20 protein-coding genes are annotated in these 21,410 nt (G+C 72.4%); 16 read left to right on the top strand and 4 right to left on the bottom strand.

Annotation, left to right across the window (positions count from 1 at the left end; genetic code table 11):
• Positions 1-55 precede the first annotated feature (55 nt).
• From pdhA to ACFY04_RS05700, 12 genes are all read left to right on the top strand, one after another.
• Positions 56-1,255 (top strand): pyruvate dehydrogenase (acetyl-transferring) E1 component subunit alpha, encoded by a 1,200-nt coding sequence (gene pdhA, locus ACFY04_RS05645; RefSeq protein ID WP_030383837.1) that lies wholly within the window; start codon positions 56-58, stop codon positions 1,253-1,255.
• Positions 1,255-2,235, top strand: coding sequence for an alpha-ketoacid dehydrogenase subunit beta (locus ACFY04_RS05650; protein WP_030010542.1), 981 nt, complete (start codon positions 1,255-1,257; stop codon positions 2,233-2,235). Before pdhA ends, ACFY04_RS05650 begins: the two co-directional genes overlap by 1 nt.
• A 12-nt stretch (positions 2,236-2,247) precedes the next feature.
• The gene (locus ACFY04_RS05655; protein WP_389114342.1) at positions 2,248-3,684 is read left to right on the top strand and encodes a dihydrolipoamide acetyltransferase family protein; all 1,437 of its coding nucleotides are present in this window, start codon (positions 2,248-2,250) and stop codon (positions 3,682-3,684) included.
• A 145-nt stretch (positions 3,685-3,829) separates the two neighbouring features.
• Entirely contained in the window at positions 3,830-4,243 is a 414-nt protein-coding gene (locus ACFY04_RS05660; RefSeq protein WP_389114343.1) for a hypothetical protein, read from the top strand.
• Entirely contained in the window at positions 4,243-4,800 is a 558-nt protein-coding gene (locus tag ACFY04_RS05665; RefSeq protein ID WP_389114344.1) for a hypothetical protein, read from the top strand. The genes ACFY04_RS05660 and ACFY04_RS05665 overlap by 1 nt, the downstream gene beginning before the upstream one ends.
• A complete protein-coding gene (locus ACFY04_RS05670) occupies positions 4,800-9,413 on the top strand; it encodes a putative T7SS-secreted protein (protein ID WP_389114345.1) in 4,614 nt (1,537 codons plus the stop codon). Before ACFY04_RS05665 ends, ACFY04_RS05670 begins: the two co-directional genes overlap by 1 nt.
• A 12-nt stretch (positions 9,414-9,425) precedes the next feature.
• Positions 9,426-10,055: a hypothetical protein gene (locus ACFY04_RS05675; RefSeq protein ID WP_389114346.1), complete on the top strand. Its 630-nt coding sequence runs from the start codon at positions 9,426-9,428 to the stop codon at positions 10,053-10,055.
• Between the two features lie 57 nt (positions 10,056-10,112).
• The gene (locus ACFY04_RS05680) at positions 10,113-11,051 is read left to right on the top strand and encodes a GNAT family N-acetyltransferase (RefSeq protein WP_389114347.1); all 939 of its coding nucleotides are present in this window, start codon (positions 10,113-10,115) and stop codon (positions 11,049-11,051) included.
• A 59-nt stretch (positions 11,052-11,110) separates the two neighbouring features.
• A complete protein-coding gene (locus tag ACFY04_RS05685) occupies positions 11,111-11,242 on the top strand; it encodes a hypothetical protein (protein WP_389114348.1) in 132 nt (43 codons plus the stop codon).
• A gap of 92 nt (positions 11,243-11,334) precedes the next feature.
• Entirely contained in the window at positions 11,335-11,988 is a 654-nt protein-coding gene (locus tag ACFY04_RS05690) for a hypothetical protein (RefSeq protein WP_389114349.1), read from the top strand.
• Positions 11,985-12,158 (top strand): hypothetical protein, encoded by a 174-nt coding sequence (locus ACFY04_RS05695; RefSeq protein WP_389114350.1) that lies wholly within the window; start codon positions 11,985-11,987, stop codon positions 12,156-12,158. Before ACFY04_RS05690 ends, ACFY04_RS05695 begins: the two co-directional genes overlap by 4 nt.
• Before the next feature lie 26 nt (positions 12,159-12,184).
• On the top strand, positions 12,185-12,949 hold the full coding sequence (locus ACFY04_RS05700; protein WP_389114351.1) for a hypothetical protein: 765 nt from the start codon (positions 12,185-12,187) through the stop codon (positions 12,947-12,949).
• A gap of 17 nt (positions 12,950-12,966) precedes the next feature.
• Here ACFY04_RS05700 and ACFY04_RS05705 read toward each other — a convergent pair whose 3' ends face one another.
• The 3 genes from ACFY04_RS05705 to ACFY04_RS05715 all read right to left on the bottom strand — a co-directional run bounded on the left by ACFY04_RS05705 (position 12,967) and on the right by ACFY04_RS05715 (position 15,691).
• Positions 12,967-13,377 (bottom strand): PPOX class F420-dependent oxidoreductase, encoded by a 411-nt coding sequence (locus ACFY04_RS05705; RefSeq protein WP_314243005.1) that lies wholly within the window; start codon positions 13,375-13,377, stop codon positions 12,967-12,969.
• Positions 13,378-13,469: 92 nt separating this feature from the next.
• Positions 13,470-14,675, bottom strand: a complete 1,206-nt coding sequence (locus tag ACFY04_RS05710; protein ID WP_389114352.1) for a DUF1266 domain-containing protein — start codon at positions 14,673-14,675, stop codon at positions 13,470-13,472.
• An 11-nt stretch (positions 14,676-14,686) separates the two neighbouring features.
• Positions 14,687-15,691 (bottom strand): TetR/AcrR family transcriptional regulator C-terminal domain-containing protein, encoded by a 1,005-nt coding sequence (locus ACFY04_RS05715; protein ID WP_389114353.1) that lies wholly within the window; start codon positions 15,689-15,691, stop codon positions 14,687-14,689.
• Positions 15,692-15,857: 166 nt separating this feature from the next.
• Between ACFY04_RS05715 and ACFY04_RS05720 the strand changes: the two genes are divergently transcribed.
• From ACFY04_RS05720 to ACFY04_RS05730, 3 genes are all read left to right on the top strand, one after another.
• Complete coding sequence (locus ACFY04_RS05720; protein WP_389114354.1) at positions 15,858-16,967, top strand: FAD-dependent monooxygenase; 1,110 nt, start codon at positions 15,858-15,860, stop codon at positions 16,965-16,967.
• A gap of 153 nt (positions 16,968-17,120) precedes the next feature.
• Positions 17,121-19,016, top strand: coding sequence for a C1 family peptidase (locus tag ACFY04_RS05725; protein ID WP_389114355.1), 1,896 nt, complete (start codon positions 17,121-17,123; stop codon positions 19,014-19,016).
• A 15-nt stretch (positions 19,017-19,031) separates the two neighbouring features.
• On the top strand, positions 19,032-19,364 hold the full coding sequence (locus ACFY04_RS05730) for a protease inhibitor I42 family protein (RefSeq protein ID WP_389114356.1): 333 nt from the start codon (positions 19,032-19,034) through the stop codon (positions 19,362-19,364).
• On the opposite strand, the gene ACFY04_RS05735 is transcribed toward ACFY04_RS05730, so the two are convergent.
• On the bottom strand, positions 19,348-20,529 hold the full coding sequence (locus ACFY04_RS05735; protein ID WP_389114357.1) for a DUF418 domain-containing protein: 1,182 nt from the start codon (positions 20,527-20,529) through the stop codon (positions 19,348-19,350). The genes ACFY04_RS05730 and ACFY04_RS05735 overlap by 17 nt on opposite strands.
• 174 nt (positions 20,530-20,703) lie before the next feature.
• On the opposite strand from ACFY04_RS05735, the gene ACFY04_RS05740 reads away from it, so the two are divergent.
• Complete coding sequence (locus ACFY04_RS05740) at positions 20,704-21,354, top strand: GntR family transcriptional regulator (protein ID WP_389114358.1); 651 nt, start codon at positions 20,704-20,706, stop codon at positions 21,352-21,354.
• Positions 21,355-21,410: the final 56 nt, after the last annotated feature.

Consider the following 21,410-nt stretch of genomic DNA (forward strand, 5'->3'; position numbering starts at 1 on the left):
GTGAGCCGCACTGGACCCCGGAGAACCCGGGTGCCGGACCGACGGAGGAGCACACGTGACCGTGGAGAGCACTGCCGCGCGCAAGCCGCGACGCAGCAGCGGCACCAAGCGGGCGGCAGGCGCGGCAAGCGCCGCCAAGCCCGCCGCTGCCACCGCGCAGACGCAGGATGTCGTACCTCAGCTCGTACAGCTGCTGACGCCCGAAGGGGACCGCGTCGACAACGCGGAGAACGCCGAGTTCGCCCCCTTCGTCGCCGACATCACCACCGAGGACCTGCGCGGTCTGTACCGCGACATGGTCATGACCCGCCGCTTCGACGGTGAGGCGACCGCCCTGCAGCGTCAGGGCGAGCTGGGCCTGTGGGCCTCACTCCTCGGGCAGGAGGCCGCCCAGATCGGCTCCGGCCGGGCGCTGAACGACGAGGACTACGTCTTCCCGACCTACCGCGAGCACGGCGTGGCCTGGTGCCGCGGGGTCGACCCGACCAACCTGCTCGGCATGTTCCGCGGTGTGAACCACGGCGGCTGGGACCCGAACACCAACAACTTCCACCTCTACACGATCGTCATCGGCTCGCAGACGCTCCACGCGACCGGTTACGCGATGGGTGTGGCCAAGGACGGCGCGGACTCCGCGGTCATCGCCTACTTCGGCGACGGCGCGTCCAGCCAGGGCGACGTCGCGGAGGCGTTCACCTTCTCCGCCGTCTACAACTCCCCCGTGGTGTTCTTCTGCCAGAACAACCAGTGGGCGATCTCCGAGCCGACCGAGCGCCAGATGCGCGTGCCGCTCTACCAGCGCGCGCAGGGCTTCGGCTTCCCGGGCGTCCGCGTCGACGGCAACGACGTGCTGGCCTGCCTGGCCGTGACCCGCTGGGCCCTGGACCGGGCCCGCCGCGGCGAGGGCCCGACCCTGGTCGAGGCGTTCACGTACCGCATGGGCGCGCACACCACCTCCGACGACCCGACGAAGTACCGTCGGGACGAGGAGACGGCGGCCTGGGAGGCCAAGGACCCGATCCTGCGCCTGAAGGCCCACCTGCTGGCCACCGGGGGCGCCGACGAGGCGTTCTTCACGGAGCTGGAGGCCGAGAGCGAGGCCATGGGCAAGCGCGTGCGCGAGGCCGTGCGCGCCATGCCCGACCCGGACACCATGGCGATCTTCGAGAACGTCTACGCGGACGGGCACGCGCTCGTCGACGAGGAGCGCGCCCAGTTCGCCGCCTACCTCGCGTCCTTCGAGGAGGGTCACTGATGGCTGTCGAGAAGATGTCGATCGCTAAGGCGCTCAACGAGTCGCTGCGCAAGGCCCTGGAGCAGGACCCCAAGGTCCTGATCATGGGTGAGGACGTCGGCAAGCTGGGCGGTGTCTTCCGGATCACCGACGGCCTGCAGAAGGACTTCGGCGAGGAGCGGGTCATCGACACCCCGCTCGCCGAGTCGGGCATCGTCGGCACCGCCATCGGCCTGGCCCTGCGCGGGTACCGGCCGGTCGTGGAGATCCAGTTCGACGGTTTCGTCTTCCCCGCGTACGACCAGATCGTCACGCAGCTCGCGAAGATGCACGCGCGCGCCCTGGGCAAGGTCAAGATGCCCGTGGTCGTGCGCATCCCGTACGCGGGCGGCATCGGCGCGGTCGAGCACCACAGCGAGTCCCCCGAGGCGCTCTTCGCGCACGTGCCGGGCCTCAAGGTGGTCTCCCCCTCGAACGCGAGCGACGCCTACTGGATGCTCCAGCAGGCGATCCTCAGCGACGACCCGGTGATCTTCTTCGAGCCGAAGCGCCGCTACTGGGACAAGGGCGAGGTCGACTTCGACGCCATCCCCGGTGAGCTGCACAAGGCACGCGTGAGCCGCGAGGGCTCGGACGTCACCCTGGCCGCCTACGGCCCGATGGTGAAGGTCTGCCTGGAGGCCGCGGCCGCGGCCGCCGAGGAGGGCAAGTCGGTGGAGGTCCTCGACCTGCGCTCGATGTCCCCGGTCGACTTCGACGGGATCCAGGCCTCGGTCGAGAAGACCCGCCGGCTCGTGGTCGTCCACGAGGCGCCGGTGTTCCTCGGCGTGGGCGCGGAGGTCGCCGCTCGCATCACGGAGCGGTGCTTCTACCACCTGGAGGCGCCGGTCCTGCGCGTGGGCGGTTTCCACGCCCCGTACCCGCCGGCCCGCCTGGAGGACGAGTACCTGCCCGGCCTGGACAGGGTGCTCGACGCCGTCGACCGCTCGCTGGCGTACTAGGAGACCCGCGTCATGACCATCCGCGAATTCAAGATGCCCGATGTGGGCGAGGGCCTCACCGAGGCCGAGATCCTCAAGTGGTACGTCCAGCCCGGTGACACGGTCACCGACGGTCAGGTCGTCTGCGAGGTCGAGACGGCGAAGGCCGCCGTGGAACTGCCGATCCCGTTCGACGGTGTCGTGCACGCGCTCCTCTTCGAGGAGGGCACCACGGTCGACGTCGGCCAGGTCATCATCTCGGTGCAGACCGGCGAGGCGGAGGCTCCGGCCCCCGTCCAGGAGGTGGCCGCTCCGGCCGCCGCCGAGGCCGCGGCCGAGCCCGCCCCCGAGGCGCGCCAGCCCGTCCTCGTCGGCTACGGGGTCTCCACCGCCTCCACCAAGCGCCGCCCGCGCAAGGCCGTGGCCGCCGCGGCCGCGCAGAACGGCTCGGCCGCCCCGGTGGCGGCTCCGGCCGCACCGGCGGCTCCGGCCGCACCGGCGCCGCTGCCCGCCGTCCCGGCGCAGCCGAGCGGCGAGCGGCCGCTGGCCAAGCCGCCGGTGCGCAAGCTCGCCAAGGACCTCGGCATCGACCTGGCCGCGGTGGTCCCCACCGGCGACGGCGGGGTCGTGACCCGGGAGGACGTGCACGCCGCGGCCGCCGCGGCGATCACCCCGCAGGCCGCCGCGCCCGCGGCGGCTCCGGCCGCCGCCCCGGCGGCTGTGGCCGCGCCCGTCGCGGTGGCCGCGGCCCCCGCGGCCGACGCCTCGGCGCGGGAGACCCGTATCCCGGTCAAGGGCGTCCGCAAGGTCACCGCGCAGGCCATGGTCGGTTCGGCCTTCACCGCGCCGCACGTCACCGAGTTCATCACCTTCGACGTGACGCGCACGATGAAGCTGGTCCAGGAGCTCAAGGCCGACCCGGACCTCGCGGGGCTGCGGATCAACCCGCTGCTGCTCATCGCCAAGGCCGTGCTGGTGGCCATCCGCCGCAACCCGGACGTCAACGCGTCCTGGGACGAGGCGGCCCAGGAGATCGTGCTCAAGCACTACGTCAACCTGGGCATCGCGGCGGCCACCCCGCGCGGGCTGATCGTCCCGAACATCAAGGACGCGCACGCCAAGACCCTCGGCGAGCTGTCGGAGTCCCTGTCCTCGCTGGTCGCCACGGCCCGTGACGGCAAGACGTCCCCGGCGGACATGCAGAACGGCACGATCACCATCACCAACGTCGGCGTCTTCGGCGTCGACACCGGTACGCCGATCCTGAACCCCGGCGAGTCCGCGATCCTCGCGGTCGGCGCGATCAAGCTCCAGCCGTGGGTCCACAAGGGCAAGGTGAAGCCGCGCCAGGTCACGACCCTGGCGCTGTCGTTCGACCACCGTCTCATCGACGGCGAGCTCGGCTCCCGCTTCCTGGCCGACATCGCGGCGGTCCTGGAACACCCCCGCCGCCTGATCACCTGGTCGTAGCGGCACGTACGACGCCCCACCCGATGGCCGGTCTCCCCCGCGGAGGCCGGCCATCGGCATGGGTGGAACCACCCGGACCCCCGAGCATCTCTTAGTAACGTATGCGAATTGTTGGCTGCTCACCGACCACGGGGACGGGTAACACATGGGACTGACCGAAGAGATAGCCGCCGTACGGGGCGGCTCCGGGCATTCGGGTCGTTTGCTGGGCGAATTCCGCCGTACTCCGCTGCTCGTGCCGCTGGCGGAGGGTGATGACGGCGGTCTGATGTCGGGGTGGCAGGGCGGTGTTCGCTGGATCTACGCGTTCACGGACGAGGGGGCGCTGGCCCGTTTCGCGCAGGCGCGCGGCGCGGGGGCCGGGGCCCGCGAGTGGGAGTACCTCTCGATCCTGGGTGCCCGTCTCGTCGACGCGGTGATTCCCACGGTCGACGGTCCGACGGGTGTGGCCGTCGATGTGGCGGACGAGGACGGCTCGATGCTCTTCCCGCCGGTCGTGGGCATCGTTGCGGACGCGTGCGCGGTGGATGCCGATGCCGACCGTGTGGATGCCGTCTGATGGCGGGTGACGGGGATCTTGAGGTTTCGCCGGCTGCAGTCAAGAACATCCAGGACGGTCTGCGCAAGGCCATCGCCGAGTTGCGTGAGTCCGGGGATGCGGCCGGCGCCTCCCAGGGGGCTGGGTTCAGCGACCTGTCGATGACGGGGATGGAGGCCGGACACATGGGACTGGCCACCGACTTCGAGGATTTCTGCGAGCGCTGGGAGTGGGGTGTGCGCAGCCTCGTGCAGAACGCCAGTGCGCTGGCCGGGAACCTCGGTATCGCGGCGGGCACGGTGTGGGAGGAAGAGCAGTACATGCAGGGCGCGTTCAAGGTCGTCGCGAACGCCGCGTACGGCAATCCGCACGCGAGTGAGGACGAGATCGAGCAGAAGAGCTGGGACGACATCTGGCGGGCGGACGTCTACAAGCCGGACTACAGCGCGGAGTCCTTCGAGAAGAGCCGCCAGGACATGAAGCAGACCTGGTCGGACACGGGCGACAAGCTGACCTCCAGCGGGAAGATCGGCTCGATCAAGGATCTGCTGGACCAGGCCGGCGGGGGCGGTAACTGATGGGCTGGAAGGACTTCGTACCGGACTCGGCGGAAGACTGGGTCGAGGACCGGGCCAAGGACGTCGGCGACGCGATCGAGTGGACGGGCGACAAGGTCGCCGATGTCGCGGAGGAGGTCGGTCTCGACGAGGCGGGCGACTGGGTCCGCGACAAGAGCCGCTCCGCCGCCAACCAGCTGGGCGCGGATGTCTCCGAGCTGGAGCTCGGGCAGACCGAGGACCCGAACAAGCTGGTGTACGGAAGTGTGTCGAAGATCCGCGCGCAGGTCTCGCACCTGAACGACTTCAAGTCCTCCTTCACCATGGTCGGCAATGGTCTGAAGGGTCTGGAGGGTGATGGTCTGAAGGGTGCGTCGGCGAACGCGTTCCGGGAGGCGATAGCCAAGGAGCCGCCGCGCTGGTTCGAGGCGGCGGAGGCCTTCGGCAAGGCCGCCGACGCGATGGGCCGCTTCGCGGAGACCGTCGAGTGGGCGCAGAGCAAGGCCAAGGAGGCCCTGGAGGACTACAACAAGGCCAAGAAGGTCTCGCAGGACGCGCGCACCGCCTACAACAAGTCGATCACCGACTACAAGGCCGCGGTCAAGGCGGAGAAGGACACGCTGCCGCCGCGGCCGGCCGACGACTTCACCGACCCCGCCGATCCGCTGTTCAAGGCGGCCGACGACAAGCTCCAGACCGCGCGCACCCAGCGCAACGAGGTGGCCGAGACGGCCCGTACGGCGGTCCGCGCGGCCCGTGACGCGGCCCCGCCCAAGCCCTCGTACGCCGAGCAGCTGAAAGACGGGATGGACTATCTCGACCTCGCCCAGACCCACCTCGCGGGCGGTGTGGTCAAGGGCACGGCGGGCCTCGTCAACTTCGTCCGCTCGGTCAACCCGATGGACCCGTACAACCTGACCCATCCCGCCGAGTACCTGACCAGCCTCAACTCGACGGTCGCCGGACTGGCCGTGGCGGTCAACGACCCCATGGGCGCGGGCAAGCAGATGCTCGACGAGTTCATGAAGGACCCCAGCGAAGGCATCGGCAAACTCCTCCCGGAACTCGTCGGCACGAAGGGCCTCGGCGCCCTGAAGAAGGGCGCGAGCGTCGCCAAGCTGGCGGACGACATCCCCGCGAGCAAGCCCCGCGTCTCCCTGAACAAGGACGGTCCGGGTGCGAGCGACAGGCCGGACGTGCACAAGACGAGCGAGGGCACCGACCCCATCGACCTGGCGACCGGCCGGATGTACCTCCCGCAGACGGATGTGGAGCTGCCCGGCGCCCTTCCGCTGGTCTTCACCCGCAGGGTGGACTCGGGATACCGCTCGGGGCGCTGGTTCGGCCCCTCGTGGTCGAGCACGATCGACCAGCGGCTGGAGATCGACGCCGAGGGCGTGATCCTGGTGACGGAGGACGGGCTCCTCCTGCCGTTCCCGCACCCCGCTCCCGGCGTCCCCGTCGTTCCGGTCTCCGGTGCCCGGATACCCCTGGAGCGGGCCCCGGACGGCGACTACACCATCACCGACCCGGACACCGGCATCGTCCGCCGCTTCACCGGTCCGCCCGACGACTCCGGGTCCGCGACGGCCCCGCTCGCGCAGCTGGAGGACCGCAACGGCAATGTCATCACCTTCGAGTACGACGCGGCCGGCACCCCGCTCGGCATCTCCCACAGCGCCGGCCACGGGCTGCGCTTCGAGACCGCCGACGGGCGGATCACCGCCCTCCATCTGGCCGGTGGCCCGCGCGTCCTGGCGTACGGATACACCGGCGGCAACCTGACGGAGGTCGTCAACTCCTCGGGCCTGCCCTTGCGTTTCGCCTACGACGAGCGCGACCGGGTCACCTCGTGGACGGACACCAACGACCGCCGGTACGAGTACGCCTACGACGATCAGGACCGCTGCATCGCCGAGGGGGGCTCCGGCGGCCATCTGGCGCTCACCCTCACCTACAACGACGTGGACCCCGGCAGCGGCAACCGGATCACCACCGTGACCACGGCCGCCGGGCACACACGCCGCTACCTGGTCGACGACCGGTACCGGATCGTCGCCTGCACCGACGAGCTGGGCGCGCTCACGAGTCTCACGTACGACCGGTACGGGCGCCTGCTGACCGAGACCGACCCGCTGGGCCTGTCCACGCACCGCACCTACGACGACGCCGGAAGGCTCCTCTCGGTCGTCCGCCAGGACGGCCGCGCCTGGAGTGCCGAGTACAACGAGCTCGGGCTGCCGGTGAAGGTGGTGAATCCGGACGGCACGGTCGTCCGCCAGACGTATGACGAACGCGGTAACCGCACCTCGGTGACGGGCCCTTCGGGTGCGACCACGCTCTTCACGCACAACAGCCGCGGCCAGCTGTCCTCGGTGACCGATCCGCTCGGCCGCACCTCGCGCATCCGCTTCGACGCGGCCGGCCGGGTCGTGTCGGCCACGGAGCCGCTGGGCGCGACCACCTCGTGGCAACGGGACGCCTTCGGCCGTCCGGCCTCGGTCACCGACGCGCTGGGCCACACGACCCGCTTCACGTGGAGCGTGGAGGGCCTGATCCTGCACCGGGCGAACCCGGACGGCAGCGAGGAGTCGTGGACGTACGACGGGGAGGGGAACTGCCTGACCCACCGGGACGCCGCGGGCGGGGTGACCGTCAGCGAGTACGGCGACTTCGACCTGCTGACCGCCCGGACCCGGCCGGACGGGATCCGCTACGCCTTCGCCTACGACGCGGAACTACGGCTCACCGAGGTCACCGATCCCCGCGGCAGGAGCTGGAACTACACCTACGACGGCGCGGGCCGGCTGGTCGAGGAGAACGACTTCGACTCCCGGTCCATCAGCTACCGCTACGACGCGGCGGGCCGGCTGATCTCCCGCACCGGCGCACTGGGCACGACCGTCGCCTTCGAGCGCAACGTGCTCGGGCAGGTGGTCCGCAAGGACGCGGCCGGCGCGGTCACGACCTTCGAGTACGACGTGTCCGACCACCTGGTGGCGGCGACCTGCCAGGATTCCACCATCACCTGGCGTCGTGACCGTTCCGGGCTGGTCCGCTCCGAGACGGTCGACGGCCGCACCGTCGGCTTCGAGTACGACGTACTCGGCCGCCGGACCCACCGCACCACCCCCACGGGGGCCCGGTCCGCGTGGACGTACGACGAGACGGGCCGGCGCAGCGCACTCACCGCCTCGGGGCGCACGCTCACCTTCGAACGGGACGCGGTGGGCCGCGAGTTGACCCGGCGTGTCGGCGGCCTGACCCTCTCCCAGGTCTATGACGAGGCGGGTCGCCTCACCGGACAGCACCTGGCGGGCCCGGACGGGGGCACTGCGCGCAGGCGTGCCTTCTCCTACCGGGCGGACGGCCTGCTGACCGGGATCGAGGACTCGCACACCGGCAGCCGGACCTTCGCCCTGGACGCCGTCGGCCGCATCACCGGTGTCGACGCGGCGGGCTGGAGCGAGCGCTACGCCTACGACGAGACGGGCAACCAGAGCACGGCCTCCTGGCCCGAGGACCATCCCGGGGCCGCGGCCCGCGGGGAACGCGTCTACGACGGCACGCGCGTCACGCGCGCGGGGGCGATGCGCTACGAGTACGACGCGCTTGGCCGCATGGTCCTGCGGCAGAAGGCCCGTCCTTCCCGGAAGCCCGACACATGGCACTACGCCTGGGACACCGAGGACCGGCTCACCGGGGTCACCACGCCGGACGGGACGGTCTGGCGCTACCGGTACGACGCCTTGGGCCGGCGCAGCGCCAAGCAGCGGCTCGGGACAGACGGCGAGACGGTGGCCGAGCAGGTGGACTTCGTCTGGGACGGCACCACGCTGTGCGAGCAGATCTCGCGCACCGCCGGCTCCCGGCACCTGATGGTCCTGACCTGGGAGCACAACGGTCTGCGGCCCCTCACGCAGACCGAGCGAATCCTGGCGGCCGACGCGCCGCAGGAAGCGGTCGACGAGCGGTTCTTCTCCATGGTGACCGACATGGTGGGCACGCCGACGGAGCTCGTCGACGAGTCGGGCGCCCTGGCCTGGCAGAGCCGCAGCACCGTGTGGGGCGCCACGGCGTGGCCCGCGGCCAGCACCGCCGCGACCCCGCTGCGCTTCCCGGGCCAGTACCACGACCCGGAGTCGGGCCTCCACTACAACGTCCATCGGCACTACGACCCGGAGACGGCCCGCTACGCCAGCCCGGACCCGCTGGGGCTGAAGGCGGCGCCCAACCCGGTCGCGTACGTGGTCAACCCGTACCGGGAACTCGACCCGCTCGGTCTGACCCCGTACAAGGTCCTGTACCACGGCACGCAGGAGTGGAAGGGAACCCATTTCTCGCTCGATCCCGACGTCAACGTCAAACGCGAGTACACGCCCGACGCGGGCGTCTACCTCACGGACGACTTCCAGCGGGCGGCGCAGCAGTACGCGGGTCCTGGCGGAACCGTGGTCCGGGTGGAAGTGCCCGCCGATTTCGCGGAGTCCGTGTACCGGCTGCACTCCGGCCCCGGCGGCAACCTGCCGGAGTACTTCGTGAACACAGCGGAGGGAATCGAACTGCTCAACAAGCACCTGCGGGCGCTCCCACAGGCAAAGGCGTTCGTGGAAAATGTGATGGGAACATTCTGAAGGAGTGGCGAGATGGCGGACCAAGGGGCTGCGGTACCGGTGGCATCGGAGACGACGCTCGTACGCGAGGTCTTCGGTCCGCTCGGCGCGCTCGTCGAGTGCGGCGCGGCGCTGGGATCGGTGTCGGTGGGCGCGTTCGTCGCGCGTCACCGCGGCGAGCTGGACCGGGTGCTGGACGTGGTGCGGCGGCTGGGTGACTTCCACGCCGAATCGATGGAGATCATGGACGGGCTCGGCTACCTGCGGGAGCACGACGTCCCGCCGGTCACCCTGCTGATGTGGTCGGGATGCATCGAGGAGTACACCCCGGACCTCGGCGCGCCGGAAACGGTGCGCCGCATGGCCCGGATGGGCGCCGACCTCCAGCTGGCGCACCTCCTCCAGGCGCTGGTGGGGGTGGCGGCCCTGCGCGGAGGCGACGACGTGGAGTCCCGGGCCCGGGAGATCGCGGAGGTGATCGGCACGGCGTGCACGTGGGGCGGGGCCGGCCGTGGGCGGTCGCTCCACGAGGTGTTCCTGATGTGGCGGGTCGCGTTCCTTCCCGGGCTCCTGATGCCCTCGTCGGGCTCGGCGGAGCCCTTCAAGCGGCGCCTGCGGGAGTACGCCCACGCGCTGGAAGGGATCGTGGGACAGGGGGAGTGACCGGGCTGCGGGGCGAAACCCCTGGTCGGAGCGGCGACCCCGTGTGATCATCCCTTAATGATCTTTCGTGCCGCCACCGCGGACCCCGTGGACCTCGACCGTGCCGTCGCCCACCCCGCCGACGGCCCCGTGCCCGCCCTGACCGCCGAGCGGATCCGTGAGGAGCTCGCGGAGAACCAGATCCGGCCCGAATGGATCTGGCTCGCCGAGGACGAGGACGGGCGGATCCTCGCCCGCGCCCTGTGGTGGGGGCGCGCCGACAGCGAGCGGCCCGTCGCGCTCGACTGCCTTCAGGTGCGCAGGGACGTGGCCGACCCGGCCGGGGTCGCCGCCGGGCTGCTGGAGGCCGGGCACGCCGCCTTCGGCAAGCGGCCGGGCTACAACATCTCCCTGCCCCGCGACTGGCGGGCCGACCCGGAGCTGGCCGCGGCGGTCGCCTGGCGCCAGGAGGCCGCGTACAAGTCGGGCCTGACGCGCGAGATCGAGCGGCTGCGCTACGAGTGGACCCCCGTCGCAGGGACGGCCGAGCCCACCGGCCGGCTCGTCTTCCGCGACGGCACCGACGAGGAGTTCCTGGACGCCTTCACCCGGCTGTCCGCCGGCAGCCTCGACCTGCACACGCAGACCGAGCTCCAGTCGATGGACGCGGAACAACTGGCCCGCGAGGACGTCGAGTTCTACCTCGACTGCCCCGGCGAGCGCTCCTGGTGGCGCCTCGCCCACCTCCCGGACGGCACGCTCGCCGGCATGGCCATCCCGTCGGCGACCCCGTACCACCGCAACGTCGGCTACCTGGGTGTCGTACCGGAACAGCGTGGCCAGGGCCTGATCGACGAGATCCTGGGCGAGATCACCCGCTTCCACGCCGCCGAAGGTGCCGAGCGCATCACCGCGACCACCGACACCGTCAACACCCCGATGGCCGCCGCCTTCGACCGCGCGGGCTACGAGGTCACCGAGATCCGGCTGGTGTTGGAGGAACCGGCCGGGGTCTGAGGGACGTTTCTCCCTTCGGGCCACCGCTCGCACGGGAGGGGGCGCGGGCGGAAGACGAGGTGAAACCGGAGAGGTACCTGCGGGGCCATCTGCAATCGCCGGCCAACTACGTCGACAGCGAGACGGGGGCGCGGATCGGCAAGGACGTGGCGAAGTGGCGGACCCCGAAGGACGAAGAAGTGAATGAGTAGCCGCAGCGGTACCCCCCGCAATCCCGCACCCGGCTGGCCGGGCTACCGCGCCGAGCCGTCCTGCGACCCCGAGCCGGGTCTTCCCGGCCCCGGTGCCGGCGGAGCTGCGGGCGCTCGGCAACGACGTCCGGGCGGCCGACTGGCCGGTGCGGCTCGCCTTCCGCAGCTCCCGGACCGCGCTGCTCGACACGCTCTGCCGCTGGCAGACCCTGCGCGCGCTGGCGTACGTGCACCTGCTGGCCGCCCGCACGGGGGACGAGCGGCTGCCGGTCGACCTGAGGGTGGTTCCCGACCCGGAGGCGGCCGGCGATCCGGGCCTGCCCGAGCTGCTGGCGAGGCTGGAGAAGGCCGCCGCCGGCCTCCCGGCGGACCTGCTGGACACGGTCGTCTGCGACAGCGGCGGACTGCTCGCCGACAATCGGTTCGCGGCATCGGTGCTGGCCGCCGGGCTCACCGCCGATTCCCGGCCGGGGGACCCGGACGAGGCGGTCTCCCGCGCCGTGGTGCTCACCAGCTACTGGTACGAGGTCCCCGGGCTGCGCGGCGCGCTGGCCCTGGCGTGGAGCGCGAACCTGTTCGTCCGCTCCTGGCTGGGGTGGTCCCAGCGGTTCGTGTACGGCGACCCGGCGGGAGGCATCGGCATCACCTCCGACCCCCGCCCGCCCCGCCCGGCGGCGTCCGCCCTCCCGGAGTGGGCGGCGCCCCTGCTGGACCGCATCGAGCAGGGTCCGGGGGCAGCTTCGTGACCTGGGCCGACTTCGTCGTGAACGACAAGCCCTTCGGGCCGTACGACGACGAGGTGCCAGAGCTGACCGGCGTCCTGCTGCCCTCCTCCGGCTCCCCGGAGGGGATCCGGCGCGGATTCAGGGCCTACGCGCACGCCCTGGAAGGGCAGGGGGACGGCCCCGGGAGGTAATCTCCCGCCCGGGGAAGGGGGCGCGGGTGTCCATCGCCGAATTGCAGGTGTACTCCGTCGAGGAGGCCGACGTCACGGGCGGCGTGTGCGTGGTCCGGTGCGTCGGCGGGGTGGCACGGGCCGGACAGGTCTACGCCGTCGGGGAATCCAGGATCGGCCTGCGCCGCATCGAGCGCCACGGGCGGGCCGTCGGCTCCTTCACCGCCGGGCACATCGCGAAGGTCCACCTCGCGGGCGCCATGGTCGCGCTGCTCACCCGGGGACAGGTGCTGACCTCGGTGCCGCCCGACGGGCACGCGCTGGAGGAACTGGAGGCCTGGCTGGCCACCGACCCGCCGCTGCGGGACGAACCGCACCCGCGGACCCTGCGCGTCCTGGCCGGGGTGCGGATGCGGGACGAGCGGCTGCCGGACGGGATCCGGCTGCGCTGGGGCCGGATCGCGCTGACCGCCACCCACCGCTGCGCGCGGGCCGAGGGCGGGCCCGACCTGCTCCGGGCGCCCGAACTGGCCTCCGTACAGGTCTACCTGATCCAGCGGTTCGGTCCGGGCGAGGGCGGTGATCCGGCCGTCCTGTGCCGCGGGCTGCTGGCGCTGATGGACCTGACCCCGGAGCAGGCCGCGGCGCAGGGCCGGGTCTGGCGGGACCTCCCGTACCACCGGATCCGGCACCTGCGCCGGATCAAGAGCCTGATCCCGTGGCTGGTGGTCGTGCGGCCCCACCTCGCGGACGCCGACCCTTCGGCGCAGGCGGTCGACGCCTGGGCGGCGGTCCGGCCCGAGCTCCCCTAGGTTGTCTGCCGGCGGGCCTACCGGGCCGCGTTGCCGAGGACCTTGGTCGGGGTGATGCGGACGACCACCCGGACGTCCTCGGCCGGGGCCTGCGCGTACTCCTTGCCGGCGCCCGGGCCCATGTACTCCTCGGCGATACGGACGGCCACCGCCCGGCCGATGTCCTCGGTGACGGTGGCCGTGCCGCGGATCTCGGCGTAGAGGAAGGGGTTGGCCAGGTCGAAGACGGTGATGCCGACCCGTCCGTCCCGGACGATGTTGCGCTCCTTGCGGCGGCCCTGCTCGGTGGAGACCAGCAGGTCGCCGCCGTCGCGGGTCACCCAGATCACCGAACTCTGCGGGCTTCCGTCGGGGTTGATGGTCGACAGGACGGCGGGGTGCGGTGCGTCGAGCAGCCCCCGCACGGTCTCGTTCAGCTCAACAGTCATGCCGGCGAGGCTAGTCGGGGGACCCGGTGGCCCGCCGCCGGTTTCCGGCCGCGGCCACCGACTACCCGAGGTCGGACACCGTGCGGACTTGCCTAGTTCCAGGGGATGTTGAGCCAGGGGCTCGCCGGGTCGGTCGTCAGCGCGAGGTGCGCGGCGAGGGCGGTCGTGTACCAGGTGCCGAACTCCTCCTCGTCGAAGTGCAGGCACCGGCCGAGGACGTACCCGGCGGAGAACTCCGCCCACGAGCGGTACGTGTCGCGTGCGGCCTCCCCGGCGCGCAGTACGGCCTGCTCGGCCTCGGCGACGGTCCCGTAGCGGCAGCCGACGCCCCAGCGGGCCATCTGCGAGGCCCGGCCGATGTCCCAGCCCTCCACGGAGCGGACCCAGCCGTCCTCGGGGAGCAGTCCGTCGGCCCGGAAGCGCTGCTCGTAGCGGGTGATCCGGCCGATGAGGCGTTTGACGCCGGCTATCTCCCCCTCGACCTCGGCGACCGGCCGCGGCCGGGCGACGGTGACCCCGTCGGGGGTGAGCTGCGGTTCGGCGGCGCGTTCGGCGCTGCGGCGCAGACTCGCCTCGGCGGTGTGCCGCCAGTGCTCGATGTCCACCGGCCCGGCGAAGTCGGAGGCGAGGGCGCGGCGGACGCGGAGCGCGTACTCCCAGACCGGGCTGACCATCCCGCGGTCCAGCAGCGTCTCCAGGGTGGAGAGCCAGTCGGGCCGGTCGGTGATGCTCCAGCTCTTCGCGACGCGGCGGCGCTCGTACTGGTAGCCGCTGCCGTGGTAGGCGAGGGAGTTCCAGAACTCGCCGTTCGTCACGGCGAGATGGCTGCCGACGGCGAGGCCGTGGGCGACGGGTCCGTGCAGCGGGCCGCCGGTGAACAGGGCATGGACCTTGCCCTCGGGCAGGCCGTAATGGGGGGCGGCCTCCGCGTGGGCGTGCCAGCGGGCCAGGTCGGCGGGGGCGGTGGTGAGGTAGGCCTCGGAGGGGGAGCCCGGGTTCACGGCGAGGAAGGCGGGGTCGTCGGCGTTCCAGACCTTGGCGAACCAGCGCAGGCTCCGCGACTCGTAGACCGTCTCGGGGGTGGGGGCGGGCAGCATGCCGGCGGTGTGGACGACGAGCATCCGGTCCGGGGTGGCGTGGAAGAACACCGAGTCGGGATGCGTGTCGGACCGCGCTCGGGACTGCGCCACGTACAACGGCGTACGGGCCAGTACGTCGAAGTACGCGGCCCAGTCGTCGGCGGTCTTGGCCTCGTACAGCTCTCTCTCGATGGCGCTCGGCGCGATCCACGTCCCCATACGGCCCGAGCCTATACGGGCCCCGGCCGGTGCCCGAGGGAGTGTCCCCGGCCTTCGACGACGGGGGTCAGGCCGTCCAGGAGGGCCCCCAGGCCGATGTCGAAGAGCGCGTCGAGCCGCAGGTCGTAGCCGTCCTCGAAGGATCCGACCACTTTGGCGAAGGTCGGGAAGCGGCCGGACTCCACCAGTTCCCGGAGGACGGGGGCGCGGCTGTCCATCCACTGGTCCTCCGACTGACCCGTGGCGGCTTCGGCGTCGGCCTCCAGCTCCAGATGGACCGCCAGGCCGTGCACATGGCTGTAGAGCAGGACGTGGATGTCGAAGAGGGTGGTCGGGTCGAGTCCGTGGCCGTCGAGGGCGTCCAGCATCCACTCGCCGTGGACCAGCAGGTTGGGCACCAGCAACGGGCGGGTGAGCGAGCCGATCCGGGCCAGCCACGGGTGCTTGCGGTACAGCCGCCACAGGGTCCGGGCGCCCGCCTCGACGCGCGCCCGCCAGTCCTCGGGGGCGTCGGCGTAGGCGTCGGCGGGGTAGGCCTCGCCGAACGCGGCGTCGGCCATGAGCAGGACCAGGTCCTCCTTGCTCGGCACGTACCGGTAGGTCGACATCGCCGCGACGCCGAGCCGGGCCGCGACACCGCGCATGGAGAGCGCCGCGAGTCCTTCGGCGTCGGCGATCTCGACGGCGGCGCGGACGATCCGCTCGACGCTCAGCTCCGGCTCGGTGTCCGGGGCGGGCGAGGGGCGCCTGCGGGCCGCCGGTGCGGCGGGGGCGCTCCCGGCGACGACCGTGCCGATCCGGGGGCGGGCCTCGACCAGGCCCTCCAGGCGCAGGGTGGTCAGCGCCTTGGTGGCGGTGGCGAGCGCGACGCCCCATTGCGCGGCGATCTGCCGGGTGGAGGGGACGCGGTCCCCGGGGGCGAGTTCGCCGTCCGCGATGCGCCGCCGGATCGCGGCGACGATGCGCAGGTAGGGCGGATCACCGGCTGCGCCTGTCGCGCCTGTGGTCTGCGTCACGTTCTCCCGCCTTTCTGTCCTGTACTAGTGCAGAGGGTAGCAGCGGAGATCTCCCCAGGGGCTGGTCTGAGCTAGTACAGGCGCGCCGTTATGCCAGTTGAGAGGCATGAATGTACGTCGTACATTCAGATTGCGTACAGCGTACAAATCATCGAAGGAGCTTCTCATGCGGACCGTACTCATCTCCGGCGGCGGCATCGCGGGTCCCGTCCTCGCCCACCTCCTGCACCGCCACGGCTTCGAGTCCACCGTCGTCGAACGCGCCCCGGGCGTGCGCGGCGGCGGGCAGGCCGTGGACATCCGCGGCGTCGCGCTCGACGTGGTGCAGCGCATGGGGCTGCTGGAGCGGGCGAGCCGCGTACGCACCCGGATGCGCGGCATGTCGGTCCTCGGCCCCGACGGCAGCGAGGTCGGCCGCTCCACCGAGGCGACCTTCAGCAGCGGCCGGCTCGACGGCGAGGACATCGAGGTGCTGCGCGAGGACCTGGTGCGCATGGTCCACGAGCACACCCGCGCGGACGTCGAGTACCTCTTCGGCGACACCGTCACCGGGCTGGAGGAGGACGGGAGCGGAGTGCGGGTGGAGTTCGCGCACGCGGCGCCCCGCACGTTCGACCTCGTCGTCGGGGCGGACGGCCTGCACTCCACCGTGCGGCGCCTGGCCTTCGGCCCCGAGGAGGGCTACGCCCACCACCTGGGCAGCTACCTCTCGGTGTTCGGCGCGGACAACTTCCTCGGCCTGGAGGACTGGCAGATGTGGCTGCGGGACGGGGACATGGGCTTCGGCATCATGCCCGTACGCGACAACACCGAACTGCGCATCGCCTTCGGCTTCGCGTCCGCCCCCCTCGCCCCGGAACTGCGCACCGCCGAGGCCCTGCGGCGGACCGTCGTCGACAGGCTGGAGTCCGTGCGGTGGGAAGGGGCCCGCCTCGCGGAGGCCGCCCGGAAGGCGCCCGACTTCTACTGCGACGCCATGGCCCAGATCCGCATGGACCAGTGGTCGCGGGGCCGGGTCGCCCTGCTCGGGGACGCCGGCTACTGCCCCTCCCCCCTCTCGGGGCAGGGCACCAGCCTGGCCCTGGTGGGCGCCCACGTGCTGGCCGACTCCCTCGCCCGGGCCGGCGGCGACCACCTCGCCGCGTACGCCCGCTACGAGGAGCGGATGCGGCCCTTCGCCGACCTCAACCAGGCGCTGGCGACGGAGAATCCGGGCGGACCCGCGTCCGAGGAATCGGTGGCCCGCGCCAAGAACGCGATCTCGCTGGACGGCTGACGATCGCGTCGTTCCCGGCCGGTTCCGGCGGCCCCGCGCCACGGCACGCCCCCTCGTGCCCCCGCGCGACCGTGCGGCCCCCCTTGACGCCCCCGGGCGCCGGGGAGACGCTCCCGGGTCTTGGATCCGAACGGTTGCAGCTGGGGGGCCGCCATGCCGGAGGAATCTGTCCAGTCGGTGGGGGAGCTGCGCGCGCAGCTCGTCGCGCAGGGGGCGCGCTGGTCGGTCCTGGAGCACCTCGCCGACGAGGAGCCCGTGCCGCGGCCCTCGCTCGGTCTGGAGCCCGGGGCGAATCTGACCACCGCCGAGGACGCAGGGGTGATCGATCTCCCGGGGATCATCGGCCACGCGAGCGGCAATCCGCATCTGACCCGGCGCCGCGCCGCCCACGGGCTGCTGCCCGGGGTCCGGGGGACCGCGGCCCCGGCCCGGCCCGCCGCCGTGGACTGGCGCAGCCGCTGGGGATGGCCGTGGATCACCAAGGTGAAGGACCAGAACCCGTGCGGTTCCTGCTGGGCCTTCGGCGCCGCCGGACTGGTGGAGTCCATGGCGCGGATCGAGCACGACGTATGGGCGGAGCGTTCCGAGGGGGACGTCCACGACGGCCTGCGCTTCACCTGCGGCCAGGGCAGCAATCCCGAGACCGCCCTCGACTGGATCAAGGCGAACGGCGGGCTCGCCGACCCGGACTGCTGGCCGTACAGCACCCCGCCCGCCGGTCTGCCGGCCGCCCGCCGCGACGCCTGGCGCGCCGAGTACACGCCCAGCTGGGACCGGTCCGGCCGGACCGTCCGGATCACCGACTACGTCCGGCTCGGCGACGTGGAGCAGCAGAAGGTCTGGCTGGACACGGTCGGCCCGCTGACCGCCTGCTTCGACGTCTACGACGACTTCTTCGGTCTCGGCTCCGGCGTGTACCACCGTACGAGCGACCATCTCGCGGGCGGCCACTGCGTGTTGATCGTCGGCTACGACGACGCGGCCGGCTGCTGGCTGTTCAAGAACTCCTGGGGGACGGGCTACCACGTCGGCGGTTACGGCCGGATCGCCTACGGCGAGGTCAACATCGACCACTGGGCCAAGTGCGGCCTGCGCGGCACCAACATCGACCCGTGGACCAAGCGCCGCCTGCACACCGGCAACGTCTACGAGAGCGGCAACGGCCGCGCCCACCGCAACTTCGAGCTGCTCGCCACCGCCCCCGGCGGCCGCCTCCGGCACTGGTGGCGCGAGGGCGACTCCCCGTTCGCCTGGGCCCGCGCGGGCACCTTCGCCACCGACGCCTCCGGGCAGCCCGCCTTCACCGGCACCACCTACAACCGCAACATGGAGTCCCTGCACGTGACCACCGGCGGCCGGCTGCGCCACTGGTACTACGAGCAGTCCGGCGGGGCCTGGCGCGACGGCGGCCTCTTCGGGCCGGGCGACGCGGCCGTCGGTTCGACCCCGGCGTTCATCCAGAGCGACTACGGCAAGCCGGGCAACTTCGAGGTGGTCGTCCGGACCGCCGACGGACGGCTGGGCCACTGGTGGCGGATCAACGGCGCCCCCTGGACCTGGAACGACGGCGGCCGGTTCGCCTCCGGCATCGCCCACTACGGGCCCGCCCTCGTCCAGACCCGCGGCCGCCACCTCGACCTCGTCGCCGCCCTCACCGACGGCCGCATGCAGCTGTGGTGGCGCGACGATCCGAACGGCTTCACCTGGCGGGCCGGGGAGATCTTCGGCAGCGGTACGGCGGCCGTCTCCGCGCCCTGCCTGATCGAGGGGCAGTTCGGGGCCGCGGACGAGGACACCGCCGGGAACTACGAGCTGTGCGTGGCCGTCGCCGGCGGACAGGTCGAGCACTGGTGGCGCGGCAACGCGGGCGGCTCGCCCTGGCGGCGCAGCGCGGTCTTCGGGCACGACGTCGCCTCCGTCACCGGGATGCTCCAGGGCAGTTTCGGGTTCAACCTGGAAGTCATCGTCCTGCGCACCGACCGCAGCCTCCAGCACTACTGGCGCGACGGCGCGGGCTGGCACGAGGGGTCGGTGATCGGCCCCGTCTGAGAGGACCGGGCGGGCGTGGAGGTACGGAGCATCGTGCTGGGCCCGGACGCGTCGTACGAGCTGCGGCTCACCGGGCGCGGCGCGCGCGGGTACGTGTGGACCTGGCAGGTCACCGGGGACGCGGACGCGGTGACGGTGGCGGAGGCCCCCGAGGCCCCGGCCGCCGGCGGGGCGGCCCCGCCGCCGGGGGCCCCGGTGGAGCGGACCTACGTGGTCCGGGCGCGGCCCCCGGGCGGGGGCCGGGCCCGGATCCGCTTCGCGCAGGTCCGGCCGCCCTACCCGGACGAGGCCCCCTACGACGAGTTCGTCCTGGACGTGGAGGTGGCGGCGGTCAGCGGCGGGACCTGAGGACCGTGCGCTGTACGGCCTCCAGGGGGCCGTGGTCGAAGCGGCGCAGCCACAGCCGCGATCCGGCGGCCAGGGTCAGGCTCACACCGGCCCACAGGCCCATCACCCACCAGGGGCCGCTGCCGCCGAGCCGCTCGGCGAGGCCCAGCCCGATGCCGTAGCAGAGCAGCATGCAGAGCAGGTTCTGGGCGACGTAGCAGGACAGGGCGGTGCGGCCGACGGAGCCGAAGGCGCGGCTCACCGGGGCCGGGATCCACCGCCGGTCGAGGGCGATGCCGATCAGGCCGATGTAGCCGAGGGCGAGCAGCGGCGCGGCGCCGTAGCGGCCCAGGAGGTAGAAGTCGGAGCCGCCGAGGGTGGTCGCGGCGTTCAGCGGCAGCCCGAGGCCCAGCCCCCAGGCGGCCAGCCGGGTCCGGATCCGGCGGCCTTCGGCCGTGGCCGTGAAGGCGCCCGCGCGGTGCAGCCGCACTCCGAGGAGGAAGAGGAACGCGAGCAGCCCGAAGGAGAAGACCGGCTCGATGCGCAGCGCGAGGAAGTGTTCCAGGCGGAAGGCGATCTGGGCCGGATGGCCGCCGTGGGCGTACAGCTCGACGGCGTCCGGGTCCGGGCTCTTCGGGGCGCCGGGGGGCCGGCTCAGCGCGTCGAGGGTCACCAGGGACACCAGCGCCAGGTGCAGCGCTCCGGCCGTCCACATCGCCCCCTTGCGCACCTTCTCGGAGCGGGCCAGCAGCCAGGCGACGAGGAGGGCGGTGACGGCGTACCCCATGAGCACGTCCCAGGCGAAGACGAGCACGAAGTGGACGGTGCCCTCGACGAAGAGGAAGGCGGCGCGGCGCGGGTAGCGGCCGGGCCAGGGGTCGCCGCGGCGGGCGGCGGAGTCGAACTGGATGGCCAGGCCCACCCCGAACAGGACCGTCAGCAGGGCCAGGAACTTGCCGTCGGCGAGGAAGCGGAAGACGCTCTCGGCGAGGTGGGCGGCGGAGGGGTCGGCGATCGGGTCGGGCAGCTTCAGACCGCCCTCTAGCACTCCCCACTCCGAGCCGGGAGAGGTGAAGATCCAGACGTTGGTCATGAGCGTGCCGAGGATCGCGGCGCCGCGCAGGACGTCCAGGAGCGGGAGCCGGGCGGTCTTGTGTGCCGCCGGGGCGAGCAGGGTGTCGGCCATGACTTCAGCGTCCCGGCGAGCGGGGCCCCGTACGTCCTGCGGGCGGACGAAGACGCGGTACATCCTTCGGTGCAGCGGGAGACCCGCGGACCACACCCGGGACCCCCGTCCGGGGCCGGGTCCACATCCTGGACCCGGCAGGGCTTGCACCCCTGTTGTATCTATCCTGTGCGCATGCCCGCCCCCACCACTGCCGTGACCGCCGCCGACCGCGTCTACCAGCACGTCAAGCAAGGGGTGCTCGACCGCCGCTACGAAGGCGGCACCCTCCTGACCGAGGGCGAACTGGCCGCGGCCGTCGGGGTGTCCCGTACGCCGGTCCGCGAGGCACTGCTGCGGCTGGAGACCGAGGGGCTGCTGAAGCTGTACCCGAAGAAGGGCGCGCTGGTCCTGCAGGTCTCCGTGCAGGAGATCACCGACGTCCTCGAAACCCGGCTGCTGGTCGAGGAGTTCACCGTACGCAGGGCCGTGCCGGCCCCACCGGGCCTGCTGGACCGGCTCGCCGCCCTGCTCGACGAACAGCGCCGGCACGCCGGCGCGGGCGACCTCGCCGCGATGATGGCCGCCGACCGCGGCTTCCACGCCGAGATCGTGCGCAGCGCCGGGAACCAGATCCTGTGCCGCCTCTACGACCAGCTCCGCGACCGGCAGCTGCGGATGGGCGTGGCCCTGCTGCACGCCCACCCGGAGCGGCTGGACCGGACGCTCGCCGAGCACGCGGAGATCCTGGACGCGCTGCGCGCCGGGGACGCGGACACGGCGGCCGCGGCGGTCCGCGGCCATATCGGCCGGGTCGAGGCCCTGGTGCGGGGGCCGGGCCGGTGAGCGGGTCGCTGAGCGGGCCGGTGAACGGGCCGGTGAACTCCTCCCCCGCCCGGGAC

It is taken from the genome of Streptomyces sp. NPDC001549 (assembly GCF_042894025.1).
Classification (GTDB): domain Bacteria; phylum Actinomycetota; class Actinomycetes; order Streptomycetales; family Streptomycetaceae; genus Streptomyces; species Streptomyces kutzneri.